Origin of the sequence: Pasteurella oralis (genome assembly GCF_042681465.1) — a bacterium.
GTDB classification, from domain to species: Bacteria; Pseudomonadota; Gammaproteobacteria; order Enterobacterales; family Pasteurellaceae; genus Pasteurella; species Pasteurella oralis.
This window is the reverse complement of the sequence record NZ_JBHUFP010000004.1, coordinates 77,185-100,830: the sequence shown is the minus strand read 5'-3', so window position 1 is coordinate 100,830 and position 23,646 is coordinate 77,185. Positions and strand designations below refer to the sequence as shown.

At 36.6% G+C, this 23,646-nt stretch carries 21 protein-coding genes and 1 pseudogene; 11 read left to right on the top strand and 11 right to left on the bottom strand.

The window, feature by feature from the left end; translation table 11 throughout:
- Nucleotides 1-233: 233 nt before the first annotated feature.
- The 9 genes and pseudogenes from ACFSAV_RS02205 (at nt 234) to ACFSAV_RS02165 (ending at nt 10,424) form a co-directional block, all read left to right on the top strand.
- Nucleotides 234-1,340, top strand: coding sequence for a transglutaminase-like domain-containing protein (locus tag ACFSAV_RS02205; RefSeq protein WP_379095696.1), 1,107 nt, complete (start codon nt 234-236; stop codon nt 1,338-1,340).
- Nucleotides 1,315-1,668, top strand: coding sequence for a mercuric transporter MerT family protein (locus ACFSAV_RS02200; protein ID WP_379095694.1), 354 nt, complete (start codon nt 1,315-1,317; stop codon nt 1,666-1,668). Before ACFSAV_RS02205 ends, ACFSAV_RS02200 begins: the two co-directional genes overlap by 26 nt.
- A gap of 10 nt (nt 1,669-1,678) precedes the next feature.
- Nucleotides 1,679-1,984: a heavy-metal-associated domain-containing protein gene (locus ACFSAV_RS02195; protein ID WP_379095693.1), complete on the top strand. Its 306-nt coding sequence runs from the start codon at nt 1,679-1,681 to the stop codon at nt 1,982-1,984.
- A gap of 31 nt (nt 1,985-2,015) precedes the next feature.
- Nucleotides 2,016-2,651, top strand: coding sequence for an HI_0552 family protein (locus tag ACFSAV_RS02190; protein WP_101774451.1), 636 nt, complete (start codon nt 2,016-2,018; stop codon nt 2,649-2,651).
- A gap of 208 nt (nt 2,652-2,859) precedes the next feature.
- Nucleotides 2,860-5,523, top strand: a pseudogene (locus ACFSAV_RS02185) (autotransporter outer membrane beta-barrel domain-containing protein).
- A gap of 277 nt (nt 5,524-5,800) precedes the next feature.
- Entirely contained in the window at nt 5,801-8,383 is a 2,583-nt protein-coding gene (gene leuS / locus ACFSAV_RS02180) for a leucine--tRNA ligase (RefSeq protein WP_379095690.1), read from the top strand.
- A 57-nt stretch (nt 8,384-8,440) separates the two neighbouring features.
- A complete protein-coding gene (locus tag ACFSAV_RS02175; protein WP_101774448.1) occupies nt 8,441-8,944 on the top strand; it encodes an LPS-assembly lipoprotein LptE in 504 nt (167 codons plus the stop codon).
- Nucleotides 8,944-10,005 (top strand): DNA polymerase III subunit delta, encoded by a 1,062-nt coding sequence (gene holA, locus ACFSAV_RS02170; RefSeq protein WP_379095687.1) that lies wholly within the window; start codon nt 8,944-8,946, stop codon nt 10,003-10,005. The genes ACFSAV_RS02175 and holA overlap by 1 nt, the downstream gene beginning before the upstream one ends.
- Nucleotides 10,006-10,157: 152 nt before the next feature.
- On the top strand, nt 10,158-10,424 hold the full coding sequence (locus ACFSAV_RS02165) for a DUF5339 domain-containing protein (protein WP_101774446.1): 267 nt from the start codon (nt 10,158-10,160) through the stop codon (nt 10,422-10,424).
- A gap of 91 nt (nt 10,425-10,515) precedes the next feature.
- Here ACFSAV_RS02165 and mutT read toward each other — a convergent pair whose 3' ends face one another.
- The 3 genes from mutT to secM all read right to left on the bottom strand — a co-directional run bounded on the left by mutT (nt 10,516) and on the right by secM (nt 14,115).
- Nucleotides 10,516-10,923 carry an 8-oxo-dGTP diphosphatase MutT gene (gene mutT / locus ACFSAV_RS02160; RefSeq protein WP_379095684.1) on the bottom strand — a complete coding sequence of 136 codons (408 nt, stop codon included), beginning with the start codon at nt 10,921-10,923 and terminating at the stop codon, nt 10,516-10,518.
- A 95-nt stretch (nt 10,924-11,018) separates the two neighbouring features.
- On the bottom strand, nt 11,019-13,712 hold the full coding sequence (secA, locus tag ACFSAV_RS02155) for a preprotein translocase subunit SecA (protein WP_379095681.1): 2,694 nt from the start codon (nt 13,710-13,712) through the stop codon (nt 11,019-11,021).
- An 88-nt stretch (nt 13,713-13,800) separates the two neighbouring features.
- On the bottom strand, nt 13,801-14,115 hold the full coding sequence (gene secM, locus ACFSAV_RS02150) for a secA translation cis-regulator SecM (RefSeq protein WP_379095679.1): 315 nt from the start codon (nt 14,113-14,115) through the stop codon (nt 13,801-13,803).
- An 89-nt stretch (nt 14,116-14,204) separates the two neighbouring features.
- Here secM and ACFSAV_RS02145 point away from each other — a divergent pair, with 89 nt between their 5' ends.
- On the top strand, nt 14,205-14,513 hold the full coding sequence (locus tag ACFSAV_RS02145) for a DciA family protein (RefSeq protein ID WP_379095676.1): 309 nt from the start codon (nt 14,205-14,207) through the stop codon (nt 14,511-14,513).
- Between the two features lie 51 nt (nt 14,514-14,564).
- Here the strand turns inward: ACFSAV_RS02145 and ACFSAV_RS02140 are convergent, their stop codons facing one another.
- The 8 genes from ACFSAV_RS02140 to ACFSAV_RS02105 all read right to left on the bottom strand — a co-directional run bounded on the left by ACFSAV_RS02140 (nt 14,565) and on the right by ACFSAV_RS02105 (nt 20,888).
- A complete protein-coding gene (locus ACFSAV_RS02140) occupies nt 14,565-15,470 on the bottom strand; it encodes a Dam family site-specific DNA-(adenine-N6)-methyltransferase (RefSeq protein ID WP_379095673.1) in 906 nt (301 codons plus the stop codon).
- A 3-nt stretch (nt 15,471-15,473) separates the two neighbouring features.
- Nucleotides 15,474-16,562: a 3-dehydroquinate synthase gene (aroB, locus tag ACFSAV_RS02135; RefSeq protein WP_379095670.1), complete on the bottom strand. Its 1,089-nt coding sequence runs from the start codon at nt 16,560-16,562 to the stop codon at nt 15,474-15,476.
- Between the two features lie 15 nt (nt 16,563-16,577).
- Nucleotides 16,578-17,105 (bottom strand): shikimate kinase AroK, encoded by a 528-nt coding sequence (aroK, locus tag ACFSAV_RS02130; RefSeq protein ID WP_046339606.1) that lies wholly within the window; start codon nt 17,103-17,105, stop codon nt 16,578-16,580.
- Nucleotides 17,106-17,295: 190 nt separating this feature from the next.
- Complete coding sequence (locus ACFSAV_RS02125; RefSeq protein WP_379095668.1) at nt 17,296-18,633, bottom strand: type IV pilus secretin PilQ; 1,338 nt, start codon at nt 18,631-18,633, stop codon at nt 17,296-17,298.
- Nucleotides 18,634-18,642: 9 nt separating this feature from the next.
- Nucleotides 18,643-19,032 carry a pilus assembly protein PilP gene (locus ACFSAV_RS02120; RefSeq protein ID WP_101774438.1) on the bottom strand — a complete coding sequence of 130 codons (390 nt, stop codon included), beginning with the start codon at nt 19,030-19,032 and terminating at the stop codon, nt 18,643-18,645.
- Nucleotides 19,033-19,037: 5 nt separating this feature from the next.
- Nucleotides 19,038-19,565 carry a hypothetical protein gene (locus ACFSAV_RS02115; protein ID WP_379095666.1) on the bottom strand — a complete coding sequence of 176 codons (528 nt, stop codon included), beginning with the start codon at nt 19,563-19,565 and terminating at the stop codon, nt 19,038-19,040.
- A 7-nt stretch (nt 19,566-19,572) separates the two neighbouring features.
- On the bottom strand, nt 19,573-20,088 hold the full coding sequence (locus tag ACFSAV_RS02110; RefSeq protein WP_101774436.1) for a PilN domain-containing protein: 516 nt from the start codon (nt 20,086-20,088) through the stop codon (nt 19,573-19,575).
- Nucleotides 20,089-20,117: 29 nt separating this feature from the next.
- A complete protein-coding gene (locus tag ACFSAV_RS02105) occupies nt 20,118-20,888 on the bottom strand; it encodes a competence protein ComA (protein WP_379095663.1) in 771 nt (256 codons plus the stop codon).
- Nucleotides 20,889-21,023: 135 nt separating this feature from the next.
- On the opposite strand from ACFSAV_RS02105, the gene ACFSAV_RS02100 reads away from it, so the two are divergent.
- Nucleotides 21,024-23,591 (top strand): penicillin-binding protein 1A, encoded by a 2,568-nt coding sequence (locus ACFSAV_RS02100; RefSeq protein ID WP_101774434.1) that lies wholly within the window; start codon nt 21,024-21,026, stop codon nt 23,589-23,591.
- Nucleotides 23,592-23,646 lie beyond the last annotated feature (55 nt).

Below are 23,646 nucleotides of genomic sequence, written 5' to 3'. Positions count from 1 at the left end.
TAACCTATTTTATATAAAATGCCATACCCAAGAAGCAGTGAACTATAATCATATTTTTCTACGATCAGCAAACTGATTGATTTTAATTAATTTTCATAAATCTAACCTCAAAAATATCTGTTTATTTCCCACCCATTTTCGGGTAATCTTGATCAGGTTCATTACGTATAATGAAGCGGATGAACAAAGATGCATATAACATGTTATGTTTATTTATCTACAAGGACAATTCAATGAAAAAACTTCTTGCTACACTTCTAGCTAGTTGTTCAACGATCGCATTTGCGACATCAAACCAGCCAAACTATCACACTGATGTACATACATACGAACTCATTAAATCCTTTAATTTAGCTGTGCCTAAAGGCTCTAAAGGTGAAACCAATCTCTGGGTGCCATTACCTTTTAACAATGAATATCAAGAAGTGAAATCGATTCAGTTTGACGGGAATTATAAAAATGCCTATCTCACTGAAAACAACCAATATGGCGCAAAAACCTTATTTGCTAACTGGGATGAAAATGCCGATAAACGTGATTTAAAAATCAAATTAGTTATTCAAACAAAAGACAGAGAACCAATGGCACAAGGCGCTTTAAAAGATTATCAAGTGCCAGCTCAAATTAATTATTCTGTCGATGTTCTAACATATTTGAAACCAACAACACATATTAAAATAGATGGCATTGTGAAAGAATACGCCGATAAAATCGTGGGCACAGAGAATAATCCATTACATAAAGCTAAATTAATCCACCAATGGATCATCAATAATATGGAGCGCGATAATTCAGTATTAGGCTGCGGTGATGGTGACGTGGAAAAAATTTTAACTGCAGGCATACTTAAAGGCAAATGTACTGATATTAACTCGGTATTTGTCGCATTAGCCCGAGCATCAAACATTCCAGCACGCGAGATTTTTGGAATTCGCTTAGGACAAGCCGTAAAAATGGGCAAATATTCGAAAAGTGCATTTGGTAGTGCGGATACAAATAAATTTGCTAACGTAAGTGGTGGACAACATTGCCGCGCTGAATTCTATTTAGCGGGCTTTGGTTGGGTACCTGTAGATTCAGCAGATGTGACAAAGATGCGTTTAGCAGAGAAAAAAGCAGTCAGTGATCCTGATACACAGGCCGTATCTGATTACTTATTTGGTAACTGGGAAATGAATTGGGTTGGCTTTAACCATGCTCGTGATTTCAATTTGTATCCAACCCCTGAAATCACACCATTGAATAATTTTGGCTATCCTTATGCTGAAATTGGTGGCGACCCATTGAATTTCTTTGATCCAAAAGAGTTCAGCTATGAATTTACTGCAAAAGAATTATAACAAAAGCTTCATTGCAACCTGTGTTACTGCGGTGCTCGCTGCAGTAACTTCTACACTGTGTTGTATTGCACCATTAATTTATCTAATGTTTGGTGTTTCATCTACTTGGTTAGTTAGCTTAAATGAGTTAGATTATTTACGCCTTCCCATGCTCATTTTATCTCTGACTGCCTTTGGTTATGGTTTTTGGCTACTGGTTTTTTCTAACAAAATCATTTGTACTGCTTATATTTCTCGCAAAGGCTTGATTATTTTATACAGCATCGTGTTTGTAATCATATTGTTTTTTCTGCTTTATCCAAACATTTTGCCTTATTTTCTCGAATAAAAGGTTTATTATGAAAAAAATACTTTGCTTATGTCTGCTCCTTTTTCCACTCTTCAATATCAGCTATGCAACACCCTCTGTTTTAAACACAGATGAAAAACAAGTCATGATTCATATTAAAGAAATGACATGCCAGCTTTGTGTTTATTTAGTCAATAAAGAACTGCGCAATATTGAGGGTGTCATTTCTACTAAAGCGAATTTTAAAGATCGCATCGTCAATATCGTGGCAAAAAAAGAAGTAGACAATCAACACTTACTGCAAACGATTAAAAAATTGAAATATACCCCTGATATCATACAGCTCCAACAATAGCTTAAAGTACGGTCGAAATTAATAAAATTTTATGCAACAGAAAACAAAATTGATCAATTCAGCTTCTTGTGAAATATTCAAGATCCCTTTTTATCAATTTGCGCAGATGAAAAAGTTCTGCCCTGCTGATATTGATAAAATCAAAAGCAGTTACAAACAAGAATGGGAAAAATGGAAGTATACTATTTTACAAATATCCAATGCACTTGGTACGCCTTTTACCAAACCTCATATTGAAAGTTGGACCAATGGCTGGCAAGTCAGAGCACATTTTTTCGCTTATTTTAAATATGAATATCAACAAAACTCCGCTGCTATTTTATCGATTATCTTAAATCGACGTCGCCTCTCTATTAGCCTAGATTGGCATTGCTATCGAGCAGATCGTTCACAAATCAAAATTGAACAATACAATCAATGGCTAGAAGCTATCGATCTTGAAAAATATAGCAATTTTGAGCTTTGGCGTGGTGATGAAAGTGAATATGCTGATTTCAAAAAAGCCACTGAATTTCAAGTACAAGAATTAATATTACGTCATGACGACGATTTTTGGTGTATTGGCAAAAATATTGAACAGCAACAGTTAGATTATATTGATATTGTTCAGTTTAGTACTGAAACTATTAAAGAATTATTGCCTTTATATGATCGCTGTCACCAATAATACTCAAAATATTATGAGAATATATTTCCCCTCTAACAGCATACAAACTATATAATCTTTTAACTGCAAATATAACCCGTTATATATCAATAAAGTTGTTTAAAAAAAAATCAAAAAAAGCTAAACTTGAGTCATAAAAACAAGTATTGATTATTTAATGCCCTGAAAGTATTCATTTATACTCAAGAAAATATCTATATTAACTCACATGGTTAGAACAAATTTTATGCAAAAGCCACATCAAACTGATTTTATATCTAAATTACTGTTACCTAAAAGTCATACACGGAAACTCTCTACAATAGCGATTTTTCTCTCTAACATAGCCATTTTACCTCAAATAGCTTATGCCAATTGTCCGACTCCAATAGCAGGAGGTGCAGTGGTACAATCTGGCAGCATCTGTAATTATGTAGGCGATAATTTTAAAGATACAAACCGAGACAATGCGGTAATTGACATAAGTAAAGGTGGTACAGCGACTTTCACTGCACCCCATGTTGATTTACATAAAATTAGATATGGCACTAGTGATGGCACTTATGCAGCTATTTTTTTACGCCCAGAGCAAAGTTTAACTAATACTATTATTTTTGAAGGAGATGTTACAGTGCGTAAAGCAACATCTTCTCGAAGCCCTAGAGATATCATTGTGGGTGGAGGAAATCACCTACATATTAAAGGCAATCTTAATATTTCACATGCAGAAAATGTCAATGGGGGTTCATTATTTGCTTTAAACGCAGATGGTAATTGGGGTAATGATCGTACTGATACCTCAATGATTATTGAGGGTAATGTTATAGCAGACACAGAAGGATCCAGTTTTATTCGAATGGGCAATGGTAAGTATATTTTTAATAAAAATGTCTCATTAAATGCAATCGGGGGGGCAATTAGAGCTTTTGACAATACATCAGGTCAGCTTTTATTCCAAGGAAAAACAACTATTGTGAATGATAAGACGTTCTTGCATATTCCATCTACTGCTACACCAACAATTTTATTTAATCAATTTACTATTACGAACCAAAATGACGAGGAAATTTTTGCTTTAGGTAATGGTAAAACTACTATGAACGGCAATAGTATTTTTAATACACCAAATGCCGATGCGATCAAACTCTATAGTAACGCAACTTTTGAAAATAATGGTCAACTATCAGTAACAAGTAAAGATGGTATTACTATTCATGCTATCCCAGAAGAAAATAGAACAACTATTTTCAATAATTTAGCTCAGGGTACTATAAATACTAATAAGCAAATCATTGTTAATGATGGCACAGGAACACTCGTCATTAATAACCAAGGTAATTTATCTTCAACAGCCGCACTTTTTCAAAATACACAAAATGGTCATATCCATGTGACAAACTCGAATATATTAACAGGCTTTTTAGAGAGTAGTAATACCGATACTCTCAATCTAATGAATAGTGGAAATTGGTATAATACGGCAAACTCTAGATTAGATAATTTGGTTAATACAGGTACAATTACATTTATTTCTCCTAGCAATGATCAACCACTTATGCTTACAACAGATAACTATAGTGGAGGTGGTACTTTGCTCATCAATTCCCATTGGGACGATTTAGGCAATATACTAAATGGGATATCAAAAACAGATGTACTAAAAATTAAAACGATTGATGGCAATGCTATTACTACGATTAAAATCCATGGTAATAAAATAGGTAATATTACTGCAAAAAATCAACAGCAATTTTCAACAAACGTGATTGAAGTAGAAAACGATCACAGCGGTAATTTATTTATTGGAACAGCTGAAACCTACGGCCCCTATGAAGCACAACTTAAACGCGATGGTAATAACTATCGTTGGGCATTACAATCCTTACCAAATATAGAAATCATCAATCAACCTATTGTCGGTTATATACAACAGCCATTCATTAATCGCCAAATGATATACTCACAACTTGGTAAATTACATGAACGCATTGGTGAACAACCTCATTTATTGTTTGATAAAAATGATATTAACAAACGAATCTGGACTCGAGTACGTTATGACTATGATATGTTCCAAGGTAAAAAGTGCTTTGGTACCAAAACACAATCTGGTTTTATCCAATTTGGTCAAGATTTAATGTTCAAGCTAAGTGAAGAAAAAACACAGCAATATACAGGTATTACATTTACTTATGGCTGGGCAAAAAATAGTTTCTTTGATAAATATCGTGCAGAAAACGCTATTGTTACATTAGATAAGTTTACTGGTAGTGCCAAAACAGATATGCTCTCACTTGGTAGCTACCATACTTACTATAGTTCAACGGGTTTATACATCGATACTGTTGGACAAATTTCTTGGCTACAAAACCGTTATCGTAGTCAAAATACGCAAGCTAAACAAAATGGTTATGCTTTTGGCACATCAATAGAAATAGGTAAACCATTTCCATTACTTAATCCAAATATTGCCATTGAACCACAAGCTCAAATCAGCTATCAATCTTTATGACTAAAAAGTTTTAACGATGGCATTAAAACAATACAGAAAAACCATCAAGATAGCTGGATAACTCGCATTGGTACTCGTGTCACATGGAATAACAATAAACAGAACCATGAGCCTATCTTTTATATTAGTGCTAACTTACTTAAAATGTTAAAAGGTGAAAAAAGCCAAATAAAAATTGATAACCAAATAGCAAGTGAACACTTCAGTGATTTAGCCGTAGAATTTGGTCTTGGAGGACAACTTCCACTGACACAAAATCTCACCCTTCACGCCAATATGCATTATATATTAGGTATTCAAGATCGTAATAAAGTCTATCGCAATTCAACGCTTTCACGTGAATCTTACAATAGCTACTTAGGTATTCGCTATACTTGGTAATGAATTTGCGAGTAAAAGCTCTCTATTATCTAATAAAATAATAGAGAGCTCTTATCCCTATCTTAAAAAACTTGCTTGCAAATTAAGAAAAAAATACCACGTATTATAGGATACAAAACAAGCAAATTATTTACTCAAGTACTTCCGCTATCCCACTATTTTTCAGGGAAATAAAAGTATTTAAGCTGTCAATTTTCCCCATTTTACGCTATTCTATGCAGTATTTTCTCAAATAAATTCTTTCCGCAAATTGCGGTTAAAATCATAAGGTAAAACTATGCAAGAACAATACCGTCCCGATTTGATTGAGCCAGAAGTTCAACAATATTGGCAACAAAATAAAACATTTAAAGCGATTAAAGATACAAATAAACCGAAATATTACTGCCTTTCTATGTTCCCTTATCCTTCAGGTCGTCTGCACATGGGACACGTGCGTAACTATACTATTGGCGATGTCGTTTCACGTTATCAACGTATGAATGGTAAAAATGTGTTACAACCAATGGGTTGGGATGCATTTGGTTTACCTGCGGAAGGTGCTGCAATCAAAAATAAAACTGCACCAGCTAAATGGACTTACGAAAACATTGAATATATGAAAAATCAGCTCAAAATTTTAGGCTTTGGTTTTGATTGGGATCGTGAAGTGACAACTTGCAAACCAGAATACTACAAATGGGAGCAATGGTTTTTTACTGAATTATACAAAAAAGGATTAGTGTATAAAAAAACCTCAACCGTAAACTGGTGTCCAAACGATGAAACCGTATTAGCGAATGAACAAGTTCATGAAGGTTGCTGCTGGCGCTGTGATACTCCTGTAGAACAAAAAGAAATCCCACAATGGTTCATTAAAATTACCGACTATGCAGAACAATTATTAGGTAGCTTAGATTATTTACCACAATGGCCAGATCAAGTAAAAACGATGCAACGTAATTGGATCGGTCGTTCTGAAGGGGTGGAAATTACCTTTAAATTAGATGGGTTAGATCAACATTTAACTGTTTATACTACACGTCCCGATACTTTCTTTGGTGTTTCTTATGTCGCAGTTGCGGCAGCACATCCTATTGCAGAGCTTGCGGCTAAAAATAACTCAGAATTAGCCCAATTCATTCAAGATGCAAAAAATACTAAAGTAGCAGAAGCTGAACTGGCTACAATGGAAAAGAAAGGTATGCCAACGGGACTATTCGTCATTCATCCATTAACTGGTGAGAAATTACCCGTTTGGGTCGCAAATTTTGTTTTAATGCATTATGGTACTGGTGCAGTCATGGCAGTCCCAGGACATGATGATCGTGATCATGAGTTTGCACAAAAATATCATTTGGCGATCAAACAAGTGATTGAGCCACTTGATGGCAGTGCATGGGATGTCCAAAAAGCTGCTTTTACTGAATATGGTCGTGTTATTAATTCTGCTGAATTTAATGGTTTAGATTTTGAGACCGCCTTTAATAACATTGCGGCTAAATTAACACAAATGGGAGTGGGTAAAAAGCAAGTAAATTATCGCTTACGCGATTGGGGTGTTTCTCGCCAACGTTACTGGGGAGCACCAATCCCAATGCTCACCTTAGAAAATGGTGATGTCGTGCCTGCACCATTGCAAGATTTACCTATTGTGTTGCCTGAAGACGTGGTCATGGATGGCGTAAAAAGCCCAATTAAAGCCGATCCTGAATGGGCGAAAACAACTTATAATAACCAAATTGCCTTCAAAGAAACCGATACTTTTGATACCTTCATGGAATCCTCTTGGTACTATGCACGCTATACTTCACCTACCTTTGCGGAAGCAATGTTAGATAAAGAAGAAACAAATTATTGGTTACCAGTAGATCAATACATTGGAGGTATCGAACATGCCACAATGCACTTATTATATTTCCGCTTCTTCCATAAATTATTGCGCGATGCAGGTTTTGTCACCAGCGATGAACCCGCAGATAAATTGCTCTGTCAAGGCATGGTATTAGCTGATGCATTCTATTATACCTCACCAACTAATGAGCGTATTTGGGTTTCGCCAACAGAAGTGACCTTAGAGCGTGATGAAAAAGGTCGAATCATTAAAGCATTTGATAAAGAAGGTCGCGAACTTGTGCATTCAGGTATGACCAAAATGTCAAAATCCAAAAATAATGGGATAGACCCACAAGAAATGGTAGAAAAATATGGTGCAGATACCGTTCGTTTATTTATGATGTTTGCTTCACCAGCTGAAATGACATTAGAGTGGCAAGAGTCAGGTGTAGAAGGTGCTAAGCGTTTCCTCGGTCGTTTATGGAATCTCGCTTTTGAATACAACAAAAATCCTGCAGAAACATCTATAGAACCAACCGCACTTTCAGCTAACCAAAAGGCATTACGCCGTGATGTGCATAAAACAATTGCTAAAGTAAGCGATGACATCGGTCGCCGTCAAACATTCAATACTGCAATTGCAGCAATTATGGAGCTAATGAATAAATTAACTAAAGCACCATTAGAAGAAGCACAAGATCGCGCTATTATGGCTGAAGCATTAAGTGCAGTAGTGCGTATGCTTTATCCAATCACACCACATATCTGTTTCCAATTATGGAAAGAATTAGGCAATCAAGAAACTATTGATTTTGCACCTTGGGTGGAAGCAGATGCTACAGCAATGATTGATGATGAAAAATTAGTCGTTGTACAAGTAAATGGTAAAGTACGTGCGAAAGTCACTGTGCCTGCCAACATGGGTGAAGAGGAAATTAAGCAAGTTGCCTTATCAGACAATAATGTAAGTAAGCACTTAGAAGGTTTAACTATTGTAAAAACCATCTATGTACCAGGTAAATTATTTAGCTTTGTCGCGAAATAATTTATGATTTATCTTAACTTTTCCCTCTAGTTTCAGAGGGAAATGAAGGATCTAACTATGTTGAAACAACTGAAACACATTTTGCTCATAACAAGTGTCTGCCTGATAAGCGCTTGTGGTTTTCAATTCCAAAATGGTGGGTTAATTCCGCAAGAATTGCAAACTTTGACTTTAGAAAGTAGTGACCCTTACAGCGAAATGACCATTGTACTAAGAAAGCAGTTGCAGCTAAACAACATTAATTTAGTTGATGCTCAACAAACTATCCCAGTACTACGCTTAAATAAAATCACAATGAGTGACAAAGTCGCGTCGATTTTTAAGCGTGGACGTGAAGCAGAAAAAGTTCTAATTTTAGAAGTAGACGCGATGGTAAAATTGCCAAATCAGGCACCATTCCCAATTTCTGCAAAAGTAAACCGCACTTTCTTTGATAACTCACGTGCCGCTTTAGCTAAATCAGCAGAAAAAGAGGTCATCTGGCATGATATGCGTGAACAAGCTGCACGCCAATTAATTACTAAAATGGTCGCGCTACAACATCAAGTCAAGCCAAAATAATGAATCGTATTTCCACTGAACAACTCGGGTCTTCTCTCCAGCATAGACTGGCAAAGCTCTATTATTTAGTGGGGCAAGATCCTTTATTGCTTAGTGAAAGCCAAGATCTAATCAGCCAAGCCGCCCTGATGCAAGGGTTTGATGAAAAAAATGTCATTTCTGTTGATAGTAACACAAATTGGAATGATTTATTTGAACGCTGCCAATCAATGGGGCTATTCTTCAATAAACAAATTCTCTTCCTCAATTTGCCAGAAAATCTCTCGACAACGTTGCAACAACAGTTGCAAGAACTGATTTCGCTGTTAAATGAAGACATATTACTTGTTTTGCAATTAACCAAGCTGACAAAAACAACGGAAAAACAAAAGTGGTTTATACAAAGTCATGATTACGATCCACAAGCAATCTTAGTCAGCTGCCAAACGCCAAATATTGAACAATTACCACGTTGGATCAGTAATCGTGCTAAAACGATGGGGCTGACGATTGAAGAACAAGCGATTCAATTACTTTGTTATAGCTACGAAAATAATTTACTTGCCTTAAAACAAAGCTTACAACTACTGGCTTTGCTCTATCCTGATAGCAAATTAACTTACCAGAGAGTACAAGCTACTGTTGAGCAATCCTCCGTATTTACGCCGTTTCAATGGGTTGATGCGTTATTAGAAGGTAAAATAAAACGTGCACAGCGTATTCTAATGGGGCTACAAGCTGAAGATGTGCAACCTATTATTTTATTACGTACTTTACAACGTGACTTAATGACATTGTTAGTATTATCAAAACCGCAACATAAAGCACCAATTCGTTCCAACTTACCTGTCCAGCAATTACGAGAACAATTTGATAAATTAAAGGTATGGCAGAATCGACGACCACTATTTAGTCAGGCTTTTCAACGCCTGACTTATAAACAACTTTACCTTATTTTCCAACAACTTGCTCAACTTGAACGTGCAGTAAAACAAGAGTTCAGTCAAGATATTTGGGATAAGTTGGCAGAACTTAGTGTAGTTATTTGTCAGCCAAACAATATGGCATTACTTTCTCACTAAAGAGAGTTTCACTCAATATCCCTCTCAATTTAGACAAAATTTTAATCAATAAAATTAAAATTAAATTGTTTATTTATTCAACAACAAAGGTATAATGCATTGCCTTTTGGCATTTTTTATACAAAATTAAACTATTAATTAAGGATGAACTTATGAAAAAATTATTCGCAGTAATCACTTTATCAGGTATTGCTATGACCGCTTCTGCTGCTGATTTAGCACCAACTTGTGAAAAATACTTCACAGAATATGAAGGCTTCCTTAAAAATGTACCAGCTGAACAAGCGGCTGTGATTAAACAACAATATGATGCTGCAAAACAGCAACTTGCCGCGATGCCAAAAGACATGCAAGAACAAACTTGTAATCAAGCCGTTGAGCAGCTTAAACAAATGAAAGCAGCAATGGGGCAAAAATAGTTTGCTTAAATAACAAACAATATAACCAGTTACTTCTAATTGATAATAATAAACCCTGCTATTGCAGGGTTTATTGATAGGAATAATACCACTATTCTATCGCAGCTTCTGCCAATAAACGTTGGATCAATTTCGCATTTGCTGGTGGAAATTGCCCTGCATCTAACTCACTTTGCGCGAGCCAAAAACCTTCTTGTCCCTCACGTCCAAAAGGTTCCCCAAACCATTCATCCACTAAATAAAAATAAAATGAAATGACTTTGGTAGGATACTCAAACTGAAAACGTTCATATAATTCTGCATGTAAAATATGAATACCAATTTCTTCTTCCAATTCTCGTTTTAGGGCTTGTTGCGGCGTTTCTCCAGTATCGACTTTACCGCCAGGGAATTCCAAAGCTTGTGCAAAATCCTGCCCTTCTAAACGCTGAGTCAAATATATTTGACCGAACTCATTACGAATGATACCAGCAGCCACTTGAACTAATGGTTTTGTCATAGCCACTCCTTAAATTGAAAAAGTGCGGTACTATTTTCAAAAATTCTGCAAAATCAGACCGCACTTTTCATCCCCATTAAAGTTAAACAATAAAATTAATATTTTGCTTTACTGCCATGGCAATGTTTATATTTCTTACCTGAACCACAAGGACAAGGCTCATTACGCCCCACTCTACGTTCACTGACCGATTCATCATTCTGATTATCCTCAGAATTATAATGCATTGCTGCATTTTCACGACGAGCCATTTCTTGGCGCATGCGTTCTGCTTGTTCAACTTCCTCTTGAGTACGCACTTGAACTCGGCTTAAAGTAGTAACAACACTCAGTTTAAGTGCATCAAGCATATCAGTAAACATTTGGAAGCATTCTTTTTTGTATTCTTGTTTTGGATCTTTCTGTGCATAACCACGTAAATGAATCCCACGGCGCAAATGATCCATTGCTGACAGATGCTCTTTCCAAAGCTCATCTAAAGTTTGCAGCATAACCCCTTTCTCAAAGTGACGCATAGTCTGCTCACCAACAATGGCTTCTTTTTGTTTATACTCCGCAACAGCCGCTTCTAATATACGCTGACGTAATGCATCTTCATCAAAATGATTATCTTCTTCTAACCATCTTGCCAGCGGTAAATCTAAAGCAAAGTCCTGTTTCAAACGTTGCTCTAATGCTGGTACATCCCACATTTCCTCCAATGATTGTGGCGGAATATATTGATCAATCACTTGATTAAATACATCTTCACGAATAACATCAATCGTTTCTGAAATATTCTCGTTATCTAATAATGTATTACGCTGTGCATAAATGGCATGACGTTGATCATTTGCCACATCATCAAACTCAAGCAGATTTTTACGTCCATCAAAGTTATGTGCTTCCACTTTAGCTTGAGCTGAAGCAATCACTTTCGTCAACATTTTTGACTCCATGGCTTCACCAGCAGTACTAAATGCTTTACGCATTAAGTTCAATTTACCTTCATTTAAGTAAATACGCATTAAAGCATCATCAAGTGATAAATAGAAGCGTGATGATCCGGGATCACCTTGTCGCCCAGAACGGCCACGTAACTGATTATCAATACGACGTGACTCATGGCGTTCTGTACCAATAATATGCAAACCACCAGCTGCTTTCACAATATCATGACGTTCTTGCCATGCACTATGAATAGCATCTATTTGTTCCTGTGTTGGGTTGTCTAACTTAGCGATTTCCGCTTTCCAGTTACCCCCTAAAACAATATCAGTACCACGACCCGCCATATTTGTCGCGATTGTCACTGCACCAGGATAACCTGCGTTAGCAACAATTTCAGCTTCTTGTGCATGGAATTTTGCATTTAATACATTATGTTTAATCCCTGCTTTTTTCAGCGCATGAGAAAGTAATTCTGATTTTTCAATAGAAACGGTTCCTACTAAAACAGGTTGATTACGCGCAACACAATCTTTGATATCATCAATAATCGCATTAAATTTATATTCTTCATTTTCAAACATAATATCGGTACGATCATCACGAATCATAGGGCGGTTAGTCGGTACGACAATAGTTTCTAAGCCATAAATTTGTTGGAATTCAAAAGCTTCAGTATCCGCTGTCCCTGTCATCCCTGCCAATTTTTCATACAAACGGAAGTAATTTTGGTAAGTAATGGAAGCAACTGTTTGGTTTTCACTTTGAATACGTACACCTTCTTTGGCTTCAATGGCTTGATGCAACCCATCAGACCAACGACGACCAGCCATTGTACGACCAGTGTGTTCATCAACAATGACTATTTCTCCATCTTTTACAATGTAATCAACATCACGCTCAAACAACGTATGCGCACGTAATGCAGCATAAACATGATGTAACAAAGAAATTTTAGAGGGTGAATAAAGTGATTCTTCTGCTGACATTAATCCTTGCGCGGTCAACCACTGCTCAACTTTTTCCTGTCCTCTTTCAGTTAAATGCGCTTGTTTAGTTTTTAAATCTAACGTGAAATCACCATCACCCTGATATTCTTCACTGTCTTCTTTATCCTGCTTAATTAAGTTTGGAATTAACTTATCTACAGTAATATAAAGCTCAGAGCTGTCTTCTGCTTGCCCTGAAATGATTAACGGTGTACGCGCTTCATCAATTAAAATTGAGTCAACTTCATCCACTAAAGCATAGTGCAAATAACGCTGAAAACGTTCTTCAGCAGCATGTGCTAAATTATCACGCAAATAATCAAAGCCTAACTCACTGTTTGTCGCATAAGTCACATCGGCGGCATAGGCTTCACGTTTTTGCTCTGGTGATAGACCTGGTACATTGACACCCACCGTCATCCCTAAGAATTCAAATAATGGACGATTTGTTTCGGCATCTCGACGAGCAAGATAATCATTAACTGTTACGACATGAACACCTTTACCCGTTAGTGCATTTAAATAACACGGCAGCGTTGCTGTTAATGTTTTTCCTTCCCCAGTACGCATTTCAGCAATACAGCGATTTGTTAATACCATACCACCTAATAATTGCACATCAAAATGGCGCATACCTAACACACGCTTGCTCGCTTCACGTACAGTAGCAAAAGCCTCTGGTAGAATTTGCTCTAAGCCTTCACCCTGCGCTAAACGCGCTTTAAACTCATTTGTTTTCGCCTTTAGTTCCTCATCATTTAATGCTTCGAACGCTGGCTCTAATTTATTAATCTTAACTACAATTTTATTTAAACGACGTAAAATACGATCATTACGGCTACCAAAAACTTTTGTGAGAATACTTCTAAGCATAATTTTTTTCTTCTAATTAAAAATAAATAATAAAAACATTCTGTTTCATTTTTTAATAAAAACAGAATTCATACTACAAAGATGGGAGTTAAGAAAAATAAGGGCCCGCTCGAATCGGTGGAACTGAATAGACAAGAACAGCCTCAAAGTGCGGTTCATTTTTTAGAAGGTTTTGTTTTTGTTGAGGAGTAACAGCTGTTTTACGCTGCTGTTGCTGAACTTGTTGAACTAATGCAACAACACGTGAAATTTGTTGTTGAACAAACTGAGGATTTTGATAATTCTCACTCGCGATATTAGATTGATTTGCCAACCCTTGTGCTTCAGGTAATGCCAAAATCGCAATCATACTTAACAGTAATTGCGACCAAAAACTATGCTTACCTTTCGTTAAAATCATCATTACGCCTGCTACCAAAAAATCTTTCGTATTGTAGCGGAAATTCGCTACAATGTCATAGATATTGGGGTAAAAAGTGAGAAAACAAGCCTATGAGATATGAAAAGCCAGTCAATGTGAAAGAATTACTAGAAAATTCCAGTTTAGCCAAAATAATGAAAAAAGGATTGTTTTTAAACGAGCTAAATTTACACTTACAACAACACTTTCCAAAACAATATCAGGGGCTATATAAAGTAGCAAATTTGGAGCAAGATACACTTTATTTAGAAGTTGCGAATGCTATTGTTCGCCAAGCACTTATGTTTCAGCAAAAAAGTTTATTAGCTTTAGTCAATATAAATTATCCTGAAGTAAAAACGATTAAATTTCATATCAATCCAAGTCTACTATCCGTATAATCTAGCCTTGTTAAAACAGCAAAATTGCTAGGCTTCCTCGTCACTTATTTGTTAATTCGATTTTGTTTTCGCGCTGAATACTGCAATTAATTCAGACACTTTGATTCGTCTATCGGGTTGTTGACTAATTGAACGTTGTACTTGAACAGCTTTTAATTTAGCTTTCTGATAAATATCACGTGTAAATGCCGTATCATGATTTGAAATTACAACAGAAATTTTCCGTTCTTCTGCTGTACGTTTTGCTAACTCTGCTAGCGTTTTTTGATGCTGAGAAGAAAACTCATTACCTGCATAACTGGTAAAATTGCTTTCTTGAACTAACGGCGCATAAGGTGGATCGCAATAAATGATGGATTTTTCATCGGCCAGAGAAAAAGTATGCTGAAAATCGGCACAGATAAACTCCGCATTTTGCGCTTTTTGCGCAAAATAACGTAATTCCACTTCAGGAAAATAGTGCCTTTTATAAGAACCAAATGGGACATTAAATTCATTTTTTGAATTGTAACGACATAGCCCATTAAAACCAAAACGATTGAGATATAAGAAAATTACTGAACGCTCAAATGCATCAGTTGAACGATTAAACTGCTCTCGCTGTGCATAATAATACATGCTTGTATTGGCTTCTGGATGAAAAAAAACCACTTTACAAGCTTCAATATAACGTTCCACATCTGCCTTAACCAAATTAAATAAATTAATTAAATCTGGATTAATATCTGCCAAGATATAACGCTCAAAATTTGTATTTAAAAATACTGCTCCTGCACCAACGAAAGGCTCAACTAAGCATTTATTCTTTTTAGGCAATACTTTATTAATTTCTTCTGTTAAACGAAATTTCCCACCTGCCCATTTCAAAAATGGACGGTATTTTATTGCAGGTAATCTAGCATTTTTTTTGAAGCCTAAATGTTTTGCTTTAATAGGCTGTTTTCGACGAGGAGGCATGGATTAATCAACCTGAGTACAACAACGTATCGCGTCTAACACCAGTTGTTGGTCAGTATCTGTTGCGACATAAGCTTTGCCTAATGCTTTCAATAAAATAAAACGTAATTTTCCAGCTAATACTTTTTTATCGCGCATCATATGCGGCAAATAATCTTCTGGTTGCATAATATCAGGCGAAGTTGTTGGTAAATTAGCACGCACAAGCAATTTTTCAAAACGAGCAACATCATCGCGCATTAAATACCCTAATTTCTCTGAAAGCACTGCTGCCATCAGCATGCCTACTGCAACAGCTTCACCATGTAACCAATTTCCATAACCTAAGTGTGTTTCAATTGCATGACCAAAAGTATGTCCTAAATTCAATAATGCACGATCACCTTGCTCAGTTTCATCACGTGCAACAACATCTGCTTTAATTTGGCAACAACGAGCAATACATTGCTGTAAATAAACTTGTTCTAAAGCGACAAGACTATCAATATGTTGCTCTAGCCAATTAAAAAATTCACTATCGAGAATAGCACCATACTTAATCACTTCAGCCAAACCCGCATTGACTTCACGTTTTGGTAGGCTATTTAAGGTTAAAGTATCAACAATTACACAACAAGGCTGATAAAAAGCACCAATCATGTTTTTTCCTAGCTCATGATTTACTGCTGTTTTTCCACCAACTGAAGAGTCCACTTGTGCTAACAATGTAGTTGGAATTTGGATAAAACGAACACCTCGTTGATAACTTGCTGCTGCATAACCAGCAATATCACCAATCACACCACCTCCCAATGCAATAATCGTGGTATCTCTCCCATGATTAGCCTGTAAAAGAGCGGTAAAAATCAAATTCAACGAATCTAAAGTTTTGTATTTTTCCCCATCAGGCAATAATACATTTTCAACTAAGCATCCTTTTTTCTCTAAGATTTCTGTGACTTGGCGAAGGTAATATTGTGCAACTGTTGGGTTAGTCACGATCATCACTTTATCACCCGATTTTAATGGGTAACAATTCTCATCTGACAATAAACCTGCACCAATATAAATTGGATAACGGCGCTCTTTTAACTCAACATTCACACATTGCATTGTTTATCCTATTTTTTAACCATTAAGATTATCAATTAAATCCATAATTTGTGTTGCCATTACTTTTGCACTTTGCTCATCTGTTGGCAAAGTAATATCTGCAATTTCTTCATACAAAGGATTACGAATTTTAGCCAAATCTTCTAATACCTGGCGAGGATCATCTACTTCTTGCAATAACGGGCGTTTTTTATCACGTTGTGTACGCTGATACTGTTTCTCAACTGTCGTTTCTAAATAAATCACGATACCACGTGCAGATAAATGGTTACGATTTTCTTTTGACAATACCGCACCACCACCAGTTGAAAGCACAATACCTTGTCTTTGTGTTAGTTCATTAATAATACGCTCTTCACGCTTACGAAAACCCGCTTCGCCTTCGACATCAAAAATCCAACTGATGTCCGCACCAGCACGTTGCTCAATTTCACCGTCCGAATCCACAAAGTCCATATTTAATAGCTGTGCTAGTTGGCGACCAATTGTGCTTTTTCCAGCGCCCATTGGTCCAATTAAGAAAATATTACGCTTTTCTGCCATCTCTAATTTTTCTTCTTGTTCATTAAAATATTGATAATTATGATCTTTTACAAAATAGAGAAACGACCTAAATCGGTCGCAAAAAGATCACCCAAAAAATAATTTCGATTATCGCAATAAATCACCCTATTTTTCAACCTTCGTGGGCGATTTATTTGCGATATTTACTTGGTTAGAACGAAAGTGCGGTCTATTTTGAGAATTTTTTATCAGGGCGTTTCTGCTCTAACTTCGCCACTGCTTCATTTTGTCTTAAAATATGTGGAGTCACAAAGATAACAAGTTCTCTTTTTTGATGGCGTTCACTTTCTTTACTAAACAAACGTTTTAATACAGGTAAATCACCAAGCACTGGAACTTTGTCTACACCTTTAGTTATCGTATCATGAAATACACCGCCTAAAACAATAGTTTCACCATCTTTTGCAAAAACTTGCGTATTAATTTCTTGTTTATCTATCGAAACAATCTCGCCTTTATCATAAGCCACTCTCGGTCCTAACGAATTTTGACTCACAACCAAATCTAACAAAATAGTGTTATCTTTTGAGATCTGTGGTGTAACATCTAAGCCTAATACGGCCTCACGAAATTCTATAGATTGCGTATTATTCTTGCCACTCGTAATGACATAGGGAATTTCCGTGCCTTGTTTAATACTGGCACTTTTCTTATTTGTCGTCAGCAAGCGCGGGCTAGCGATAATTTCAACATTGTTTTCGCGTTCAAGTGCCGTTAATTCCAGGTCCAATAAGCGCCCATTAATTTTGGCTAATTGTAAAGCAACAGTTCCTGCTGGCGTGACATTCGTTGCAAAATTGACATTGAGATGATCCTGAATATTTACCAATCCATTGCCTTCTAAACTACCTGACACCGAATGCACATTTTGTGTTGGCTCAAACATTCCCCAGCGTACGCCTAACTCTTTTAAGCTCTCATCCGTCATAGTCACAATTCTTGCTTCAATCACAATTTGCTCAACGGGTTTATCCATTTCCATCACTAATTGTTTAATATCTCGGACAGATTCAGCTTGATCTTGGATTAGCAATAAATTACTACGCTCATCAAAGCTGATACTGCCATTCGCCGACAATAAAGAACCATTACCCGTAGTTAATGATTTCATCACTTCTTCTGCCTTAGCAAATTGCAATTTTACTGACGTAGTAACTAAATTAGTCGCGACTGGAGCATTGTCATTTACTACACTGTCAGTTTTAAAGCTGCGGCTTAAATAGTACAACTTGCCTTCTTTGTGTAATTCCAGTTGTTTAATCTTAGCAACAGCGTGTAGAAGCTGATCAAAAGTAGTTTGTTCTAATTGCAGTGATAATGCGCCATCTAATTCATCATCAATGACGAGGTTTTTATTTTGTTGTAATGCCAATTGTTGTAAAGTTTCTACTAACGGAGCTTGCTTCAAGCGAATATAAAAAGTATCACTAGGTTGAGCTACTGCACACCAAACAAAACTTAACCAAAATAGACCGCACTTAATACTAGGCTTAATCCATGTCTGCATATTATCTTCCTAAAGCTTAATGAATAATGTGGCGCTGTCAGTACAACTTTGTTTATTTTTCCAATAAGTAAGAGTGACACCTTGTTTGCTAATTTGCTGAATCAGAAAGCCTTCTGGCGTTAATAGTTGATTAAGAGAAGCACTCTGAAGCTGTTTCCCTGCATTGACAAAAAGCGCTTGCCATTCTGTTTGCTGCTGTAACACCCCAATTAACTTCAATTCATCTAGACTATCCGTTGGGAACAATGCTGACTGTGCAATATTACAAGAAGTAAGTAACATTGATTTTTCGGTTTTCAAAACAACATGTCTCTGCTCTTGTCGTTGAGTTCGATCAAAGGGATCTGCTTGTACACTAAGTGCAAAGCTAAACACAACAAGTGCGGTCAATTTTTGCATTATTTTCACTCCTCTATTGGCTGTAATTGCAACAAAATATCCGCTTGTATTGATCCTCCCTCTACATATTCACTTTTCACTAATTGCAATTTATTAAGTCTTAATTGTGGATACTGAAGTAAAAGTGCGGTTAAAAATTGTTGAAAATCGGCAAAATAGCTTTGAAATTGCAAATTAAGTTGTGGAAAAGAATGAAATGCCCATTCAGTAGAATGCAATATGATTTTGTCAGAATATTGCTGAATATATTGATTTATTTTCACAACTTTATTTGTCAATATTGGAGTTAAAGCAGACTGTGCCATATGTTGTTTTAAACTGGCTAAAATCTGCTGTTTATGCTGTAAATGTTGTGTTTGCTCAGTTAACTCAACTCCAATTTGCCTAATCTGTTGATATTGCTGGCTAATTTGAAATATCGTATATACCCATCCAACAATAACCAAGAGAACAAGTAAAATTGTTCGTCGAATAAAAGATAAACTCAATAGCTTGCCAAATAAAGTATCTGGATTAGTTAAATAGTTCAACATATATGATTTACTCCTCTGCTAATTGCAGCTCAAACTGAAAAGAAATTTGTTGTGACTCGGGTTGAAAATGAGTTAGCTTCACTTGCTTAAACAAGGAATGAGATGAAAGAAACTGATTTAAACGCTCAAATTCTGCCTGACTCACGACATCCCCTGTCAAAATGAGCAACGTAGTCTGCCAATTTAATTCAACTAGCTCCCCTTGCTCTAATGGTAATTTTGCTATGCACTCTAAAAGCATACGGAGCTTTTCTGTAGAGAGTAAAAATGTTTTTTCTTGCACTGCATGACGTTGCCGTAATTGTGACAATTGATAGTTCACTTGTTGCAAAGTTGCAGTAATTTTCTGTAAATTAGCTCGCTCTGATATTTGCTGTTGTGTCAATGATTCAGATAATAATAACAAGGCAAAATTGCCTGCAATGAAGCAAGTGAATACAACGAAAAATTGTATCGCAAATATTATTAAACGTTGCTGATATTGCTTCTGCCGCCAAGGTAATAGATTCAAATGGTATTTCACTTTTTATCCCGTCAAAATTATTTATTGCTTCAAACAACACTGGACAATTGTGTACCCCACAATGCATTGCCTAGCGCAATTACAGGTAAATCGGTATGCAACTCGATCCAATCTGGCGGCACAGCAGTTTGTGAATGACAGTAAACTATCACTTGCTTGGGTCGATGCTCATAACGTTGACAAAATTGGGTATAAAGTGTGATCAAATCTGAATGGGCTTGTTGCAAGACAAGATGTTGATATTTTTGTTCCTCAATAGCAATACAGCCTTGTTCGTCTTGATATAAAAACAATGTCGCTGCGCACTTCACTTGAGGCATGAGAAATTGGAAAGCGCGTAAAATCGTATGTGCTAAATTGTCTAACACGTCAATATTTAGTGCCGATAACTCGGCTAAATATTGTTGCACAATCGACTTTTGAATGGCAAAAAGACTGAGTTGGAAGCCTTGTTGTACTATGCCTGCACAATAATCAAACCAAAGTGTAGATATAGGAATTGATAATTCTTGTTCTAATAGAAAGTGACATTGCTGTTCACATTCTTGATCATTCAATTGTTGTGGTAATAATATACTTTTTGTCCAAATTTGATGAGGCGAAATCGCGGCAACAAAAGATAAACGCGTTTTTTGCTTGCTTTCCAAACAAGCAAGAATCTTATTCTTAGCCTCTGCTAACATTGCTACCTTTGTACAAAATCTATGCGGCTTATGTTGCATATCTAACCAGACAAATTCAACATTGTGTCCACGTTGCCACACACCCACTTGAGTTAAAGTTGTCGAAAATCCCCACATTTCATGCCTCTTCTTTACTGATTATTTACATTTTTGCTGAACTTTTAGCTTTGGATTTAGTCTTGTTATCTTTATACTGTGAATAATTTTTTGAGTTTTTTAATAAACGAGCATTAACCAAGAGAGAATTTTTCGATGCGGATCGCAAAATTAATATTAAGTACCCTATTAACGTTAATTGTATTGGGTTGTGTCGCGGTAGGTGCGGTATATGTCTATTTGAAAGCAGATTTACCTGATGTAGAAAGCCTAAAAACGGTTGAATTACAACAACCTATGCAAATTTATACTGCGGATGGGAAACTTATTGGTGAAGTCGGTGAACAACGCCGTATCCCTGTGCCATTAGCACAAATCCCACAGCCTCTTATCAATGCAGTCCTCGCAACAGAAGATAATCGTTTCTATGATCATCATGGTTTAGATCCTATTGGGATTGCTCGTGCCATTATAGTAGCAGTCACCAAAGGCGGAGCCTCTCAAGGAGCAAGTACGATTACACAGCAGCTAGCGCGTAATTTCTTCTTAACTCCAGAAAAATCTATTGAACGTAAAGCAAAAGAAGCGGTTTTAGCAATTGATATTGAAAATACGCTCACTAAAAATGAAATTTTAGAGCTGTATTTAAATAAAATTTATCTAGGCTATCGCTCTTATGGTGTTGCTGCTGCGGCAAAAACCTATTTTGGTAAAGAGTTAGATCAATTAACCCTATCTGAAATGGCAGTTATTGCAGGTTTACCAAAAGCACCTTCTACAATGAATCCAATCTATTCATTAAAACGGGCGACCGAACGACGTAATATTGTGTTAGGGCGTATGCTGACCACAAAATACATCACGCAAGAAGAATATGATGTAGCAATTAAAGAACCTATTGTTGCGAGTTATCATGGCGCACAAATTGATTTCCGTGCAGATTACGTCACTGAAATGGCACGCCAAGAAATGGTAAGACGCTTTGGTGAAGAAAAAGCCTATACTAGTGGCTTTAAAGTTTACACAACTGTGCTGTCAAAAGATCAAGCAGAAGCACAAAAAGCGCTACGTCATAATTTAATTGATTATGACATGCGTCATGGCTATCGTGGGGGAGCACCACTCTGGCAAAAAGAGGAAACGCCTTGGGAACAAGATCGCATTATTGGATTCTTAAAGAAACTGCCAAATTCTGAACCGCTCTTACCTGCAGCAGTATTAGCTACAAATAAAACAGGCGCGGAATTACTGCTATCCTCTGGTGAAAAAATGATTTTATCAAATAATGCAATGCGCTGGGCAGGTAAAAAAACACCCAAAGTAGGCGATCAAATTTGGGTTCGCCAACGTGATAATGGCGAATGGATTTTAGGGCAAGTGCCAGAAGTAAATTCTGCTTTAGTATCATTAAATAGTGATAATGGTGCTATTGAAGCCTTAGTCGGTGGTTTTAGCTTTGAACAAAGTAAATTTAATCGTGCAACGCAGTCTTTAGTACAAGTCGGCTCCTCAATTAAGCCTTTCATTTATGCTGCCGCATTAGAAAAAGGACTCACCTTATCCAGTGTATTACAGGATTCGCCTTTAGTATTGAAAAAAGCGGGTCAAAAGCCTTGGGCACCTAAAAATTCTCCAAATCGTTTTGACGGTCCAATGCGCTTGCGTGTAGGTCTAGGTTTATCAAAAAATATGATTGCTATTCGTGCAATGCAAATGGTCGGTGTGGAATTTACTGCTGAATTTTTACAACGCTTTGGTTTCAAAAAAGAACAATTCTTTGCTAGTGAGGCATTAGCATTAGGTGCGGCTTCATTCACGCCACTAGAGATGGCTCGAGGTTATGCTGTATTTGATAATGGTGGCTTTTTAATTGAACCTTTTATTATCAACCGTATTTTAGATAACACAGGTAAGGAGATTTTCCTCGCTAATCCCAAAATTGCTTGTATTACTTGTCATGATATTCCTGTGTTATATGGCGAAACAGAAAAATTAGATGCATTCAAAAATTATGATTTAAGCCTGACTGAAAATCTCAATATCGATGTGTCTGATGAAGGAGGTGATGAACTTGGTGATATCATACCAGATATTCCAGATCTACAACCTATTAGCACTAACACAATTGATGAAAGTAATTTACATTTCATGGCAGCGGCTAAAACAGATAATTCAGAAACACAGTATGCTCCACGCGTAATCAGTGGTGAATTAGCCTTTTTAGTGCGTAGTGCTTTAACATCAGCAATTTATGGTGAAGCAGGTAAAAGCTGGGTTGGAACAAGCTGGCGCTTATCCAAAGCATTCAAACGCCAAGATATTGGCGGCAAAACGGGTACAACCAATAATTCTAAAGTCGCTTGGTATGCGGGATTTGGCGCACATTTGACTACAGCGGTTTACGTTGGGTTTGATGATAATAAACGCAACTTAGGTCGTGGCGAAGCAGGTGCTAAAACGGCTATGCCAGCTTGGCAAGCTTACATGCAAGCCAGTTTAGCCGATATCCCTGAACGTAAATTAACACCGCCACCAAATATTGTAGAAAAACGCATTGACACAGGCTCTGGTTTATTAACAGGCAGTGGCGGACGGATTGAATACTTCATCAATGGTACCGAACCTAAACGTACTTACGTTGAAGAACAAGGCTACTACATACCTTCTGATTTTACTAACCCTGATAGTAATTCATCAGTAGGCGACCGAGAAGAACTCTTCTAAAATCTACCGCACTTTTGACAATAAAAGTGCGGTCTCTTTTTTATAATTTCTATTT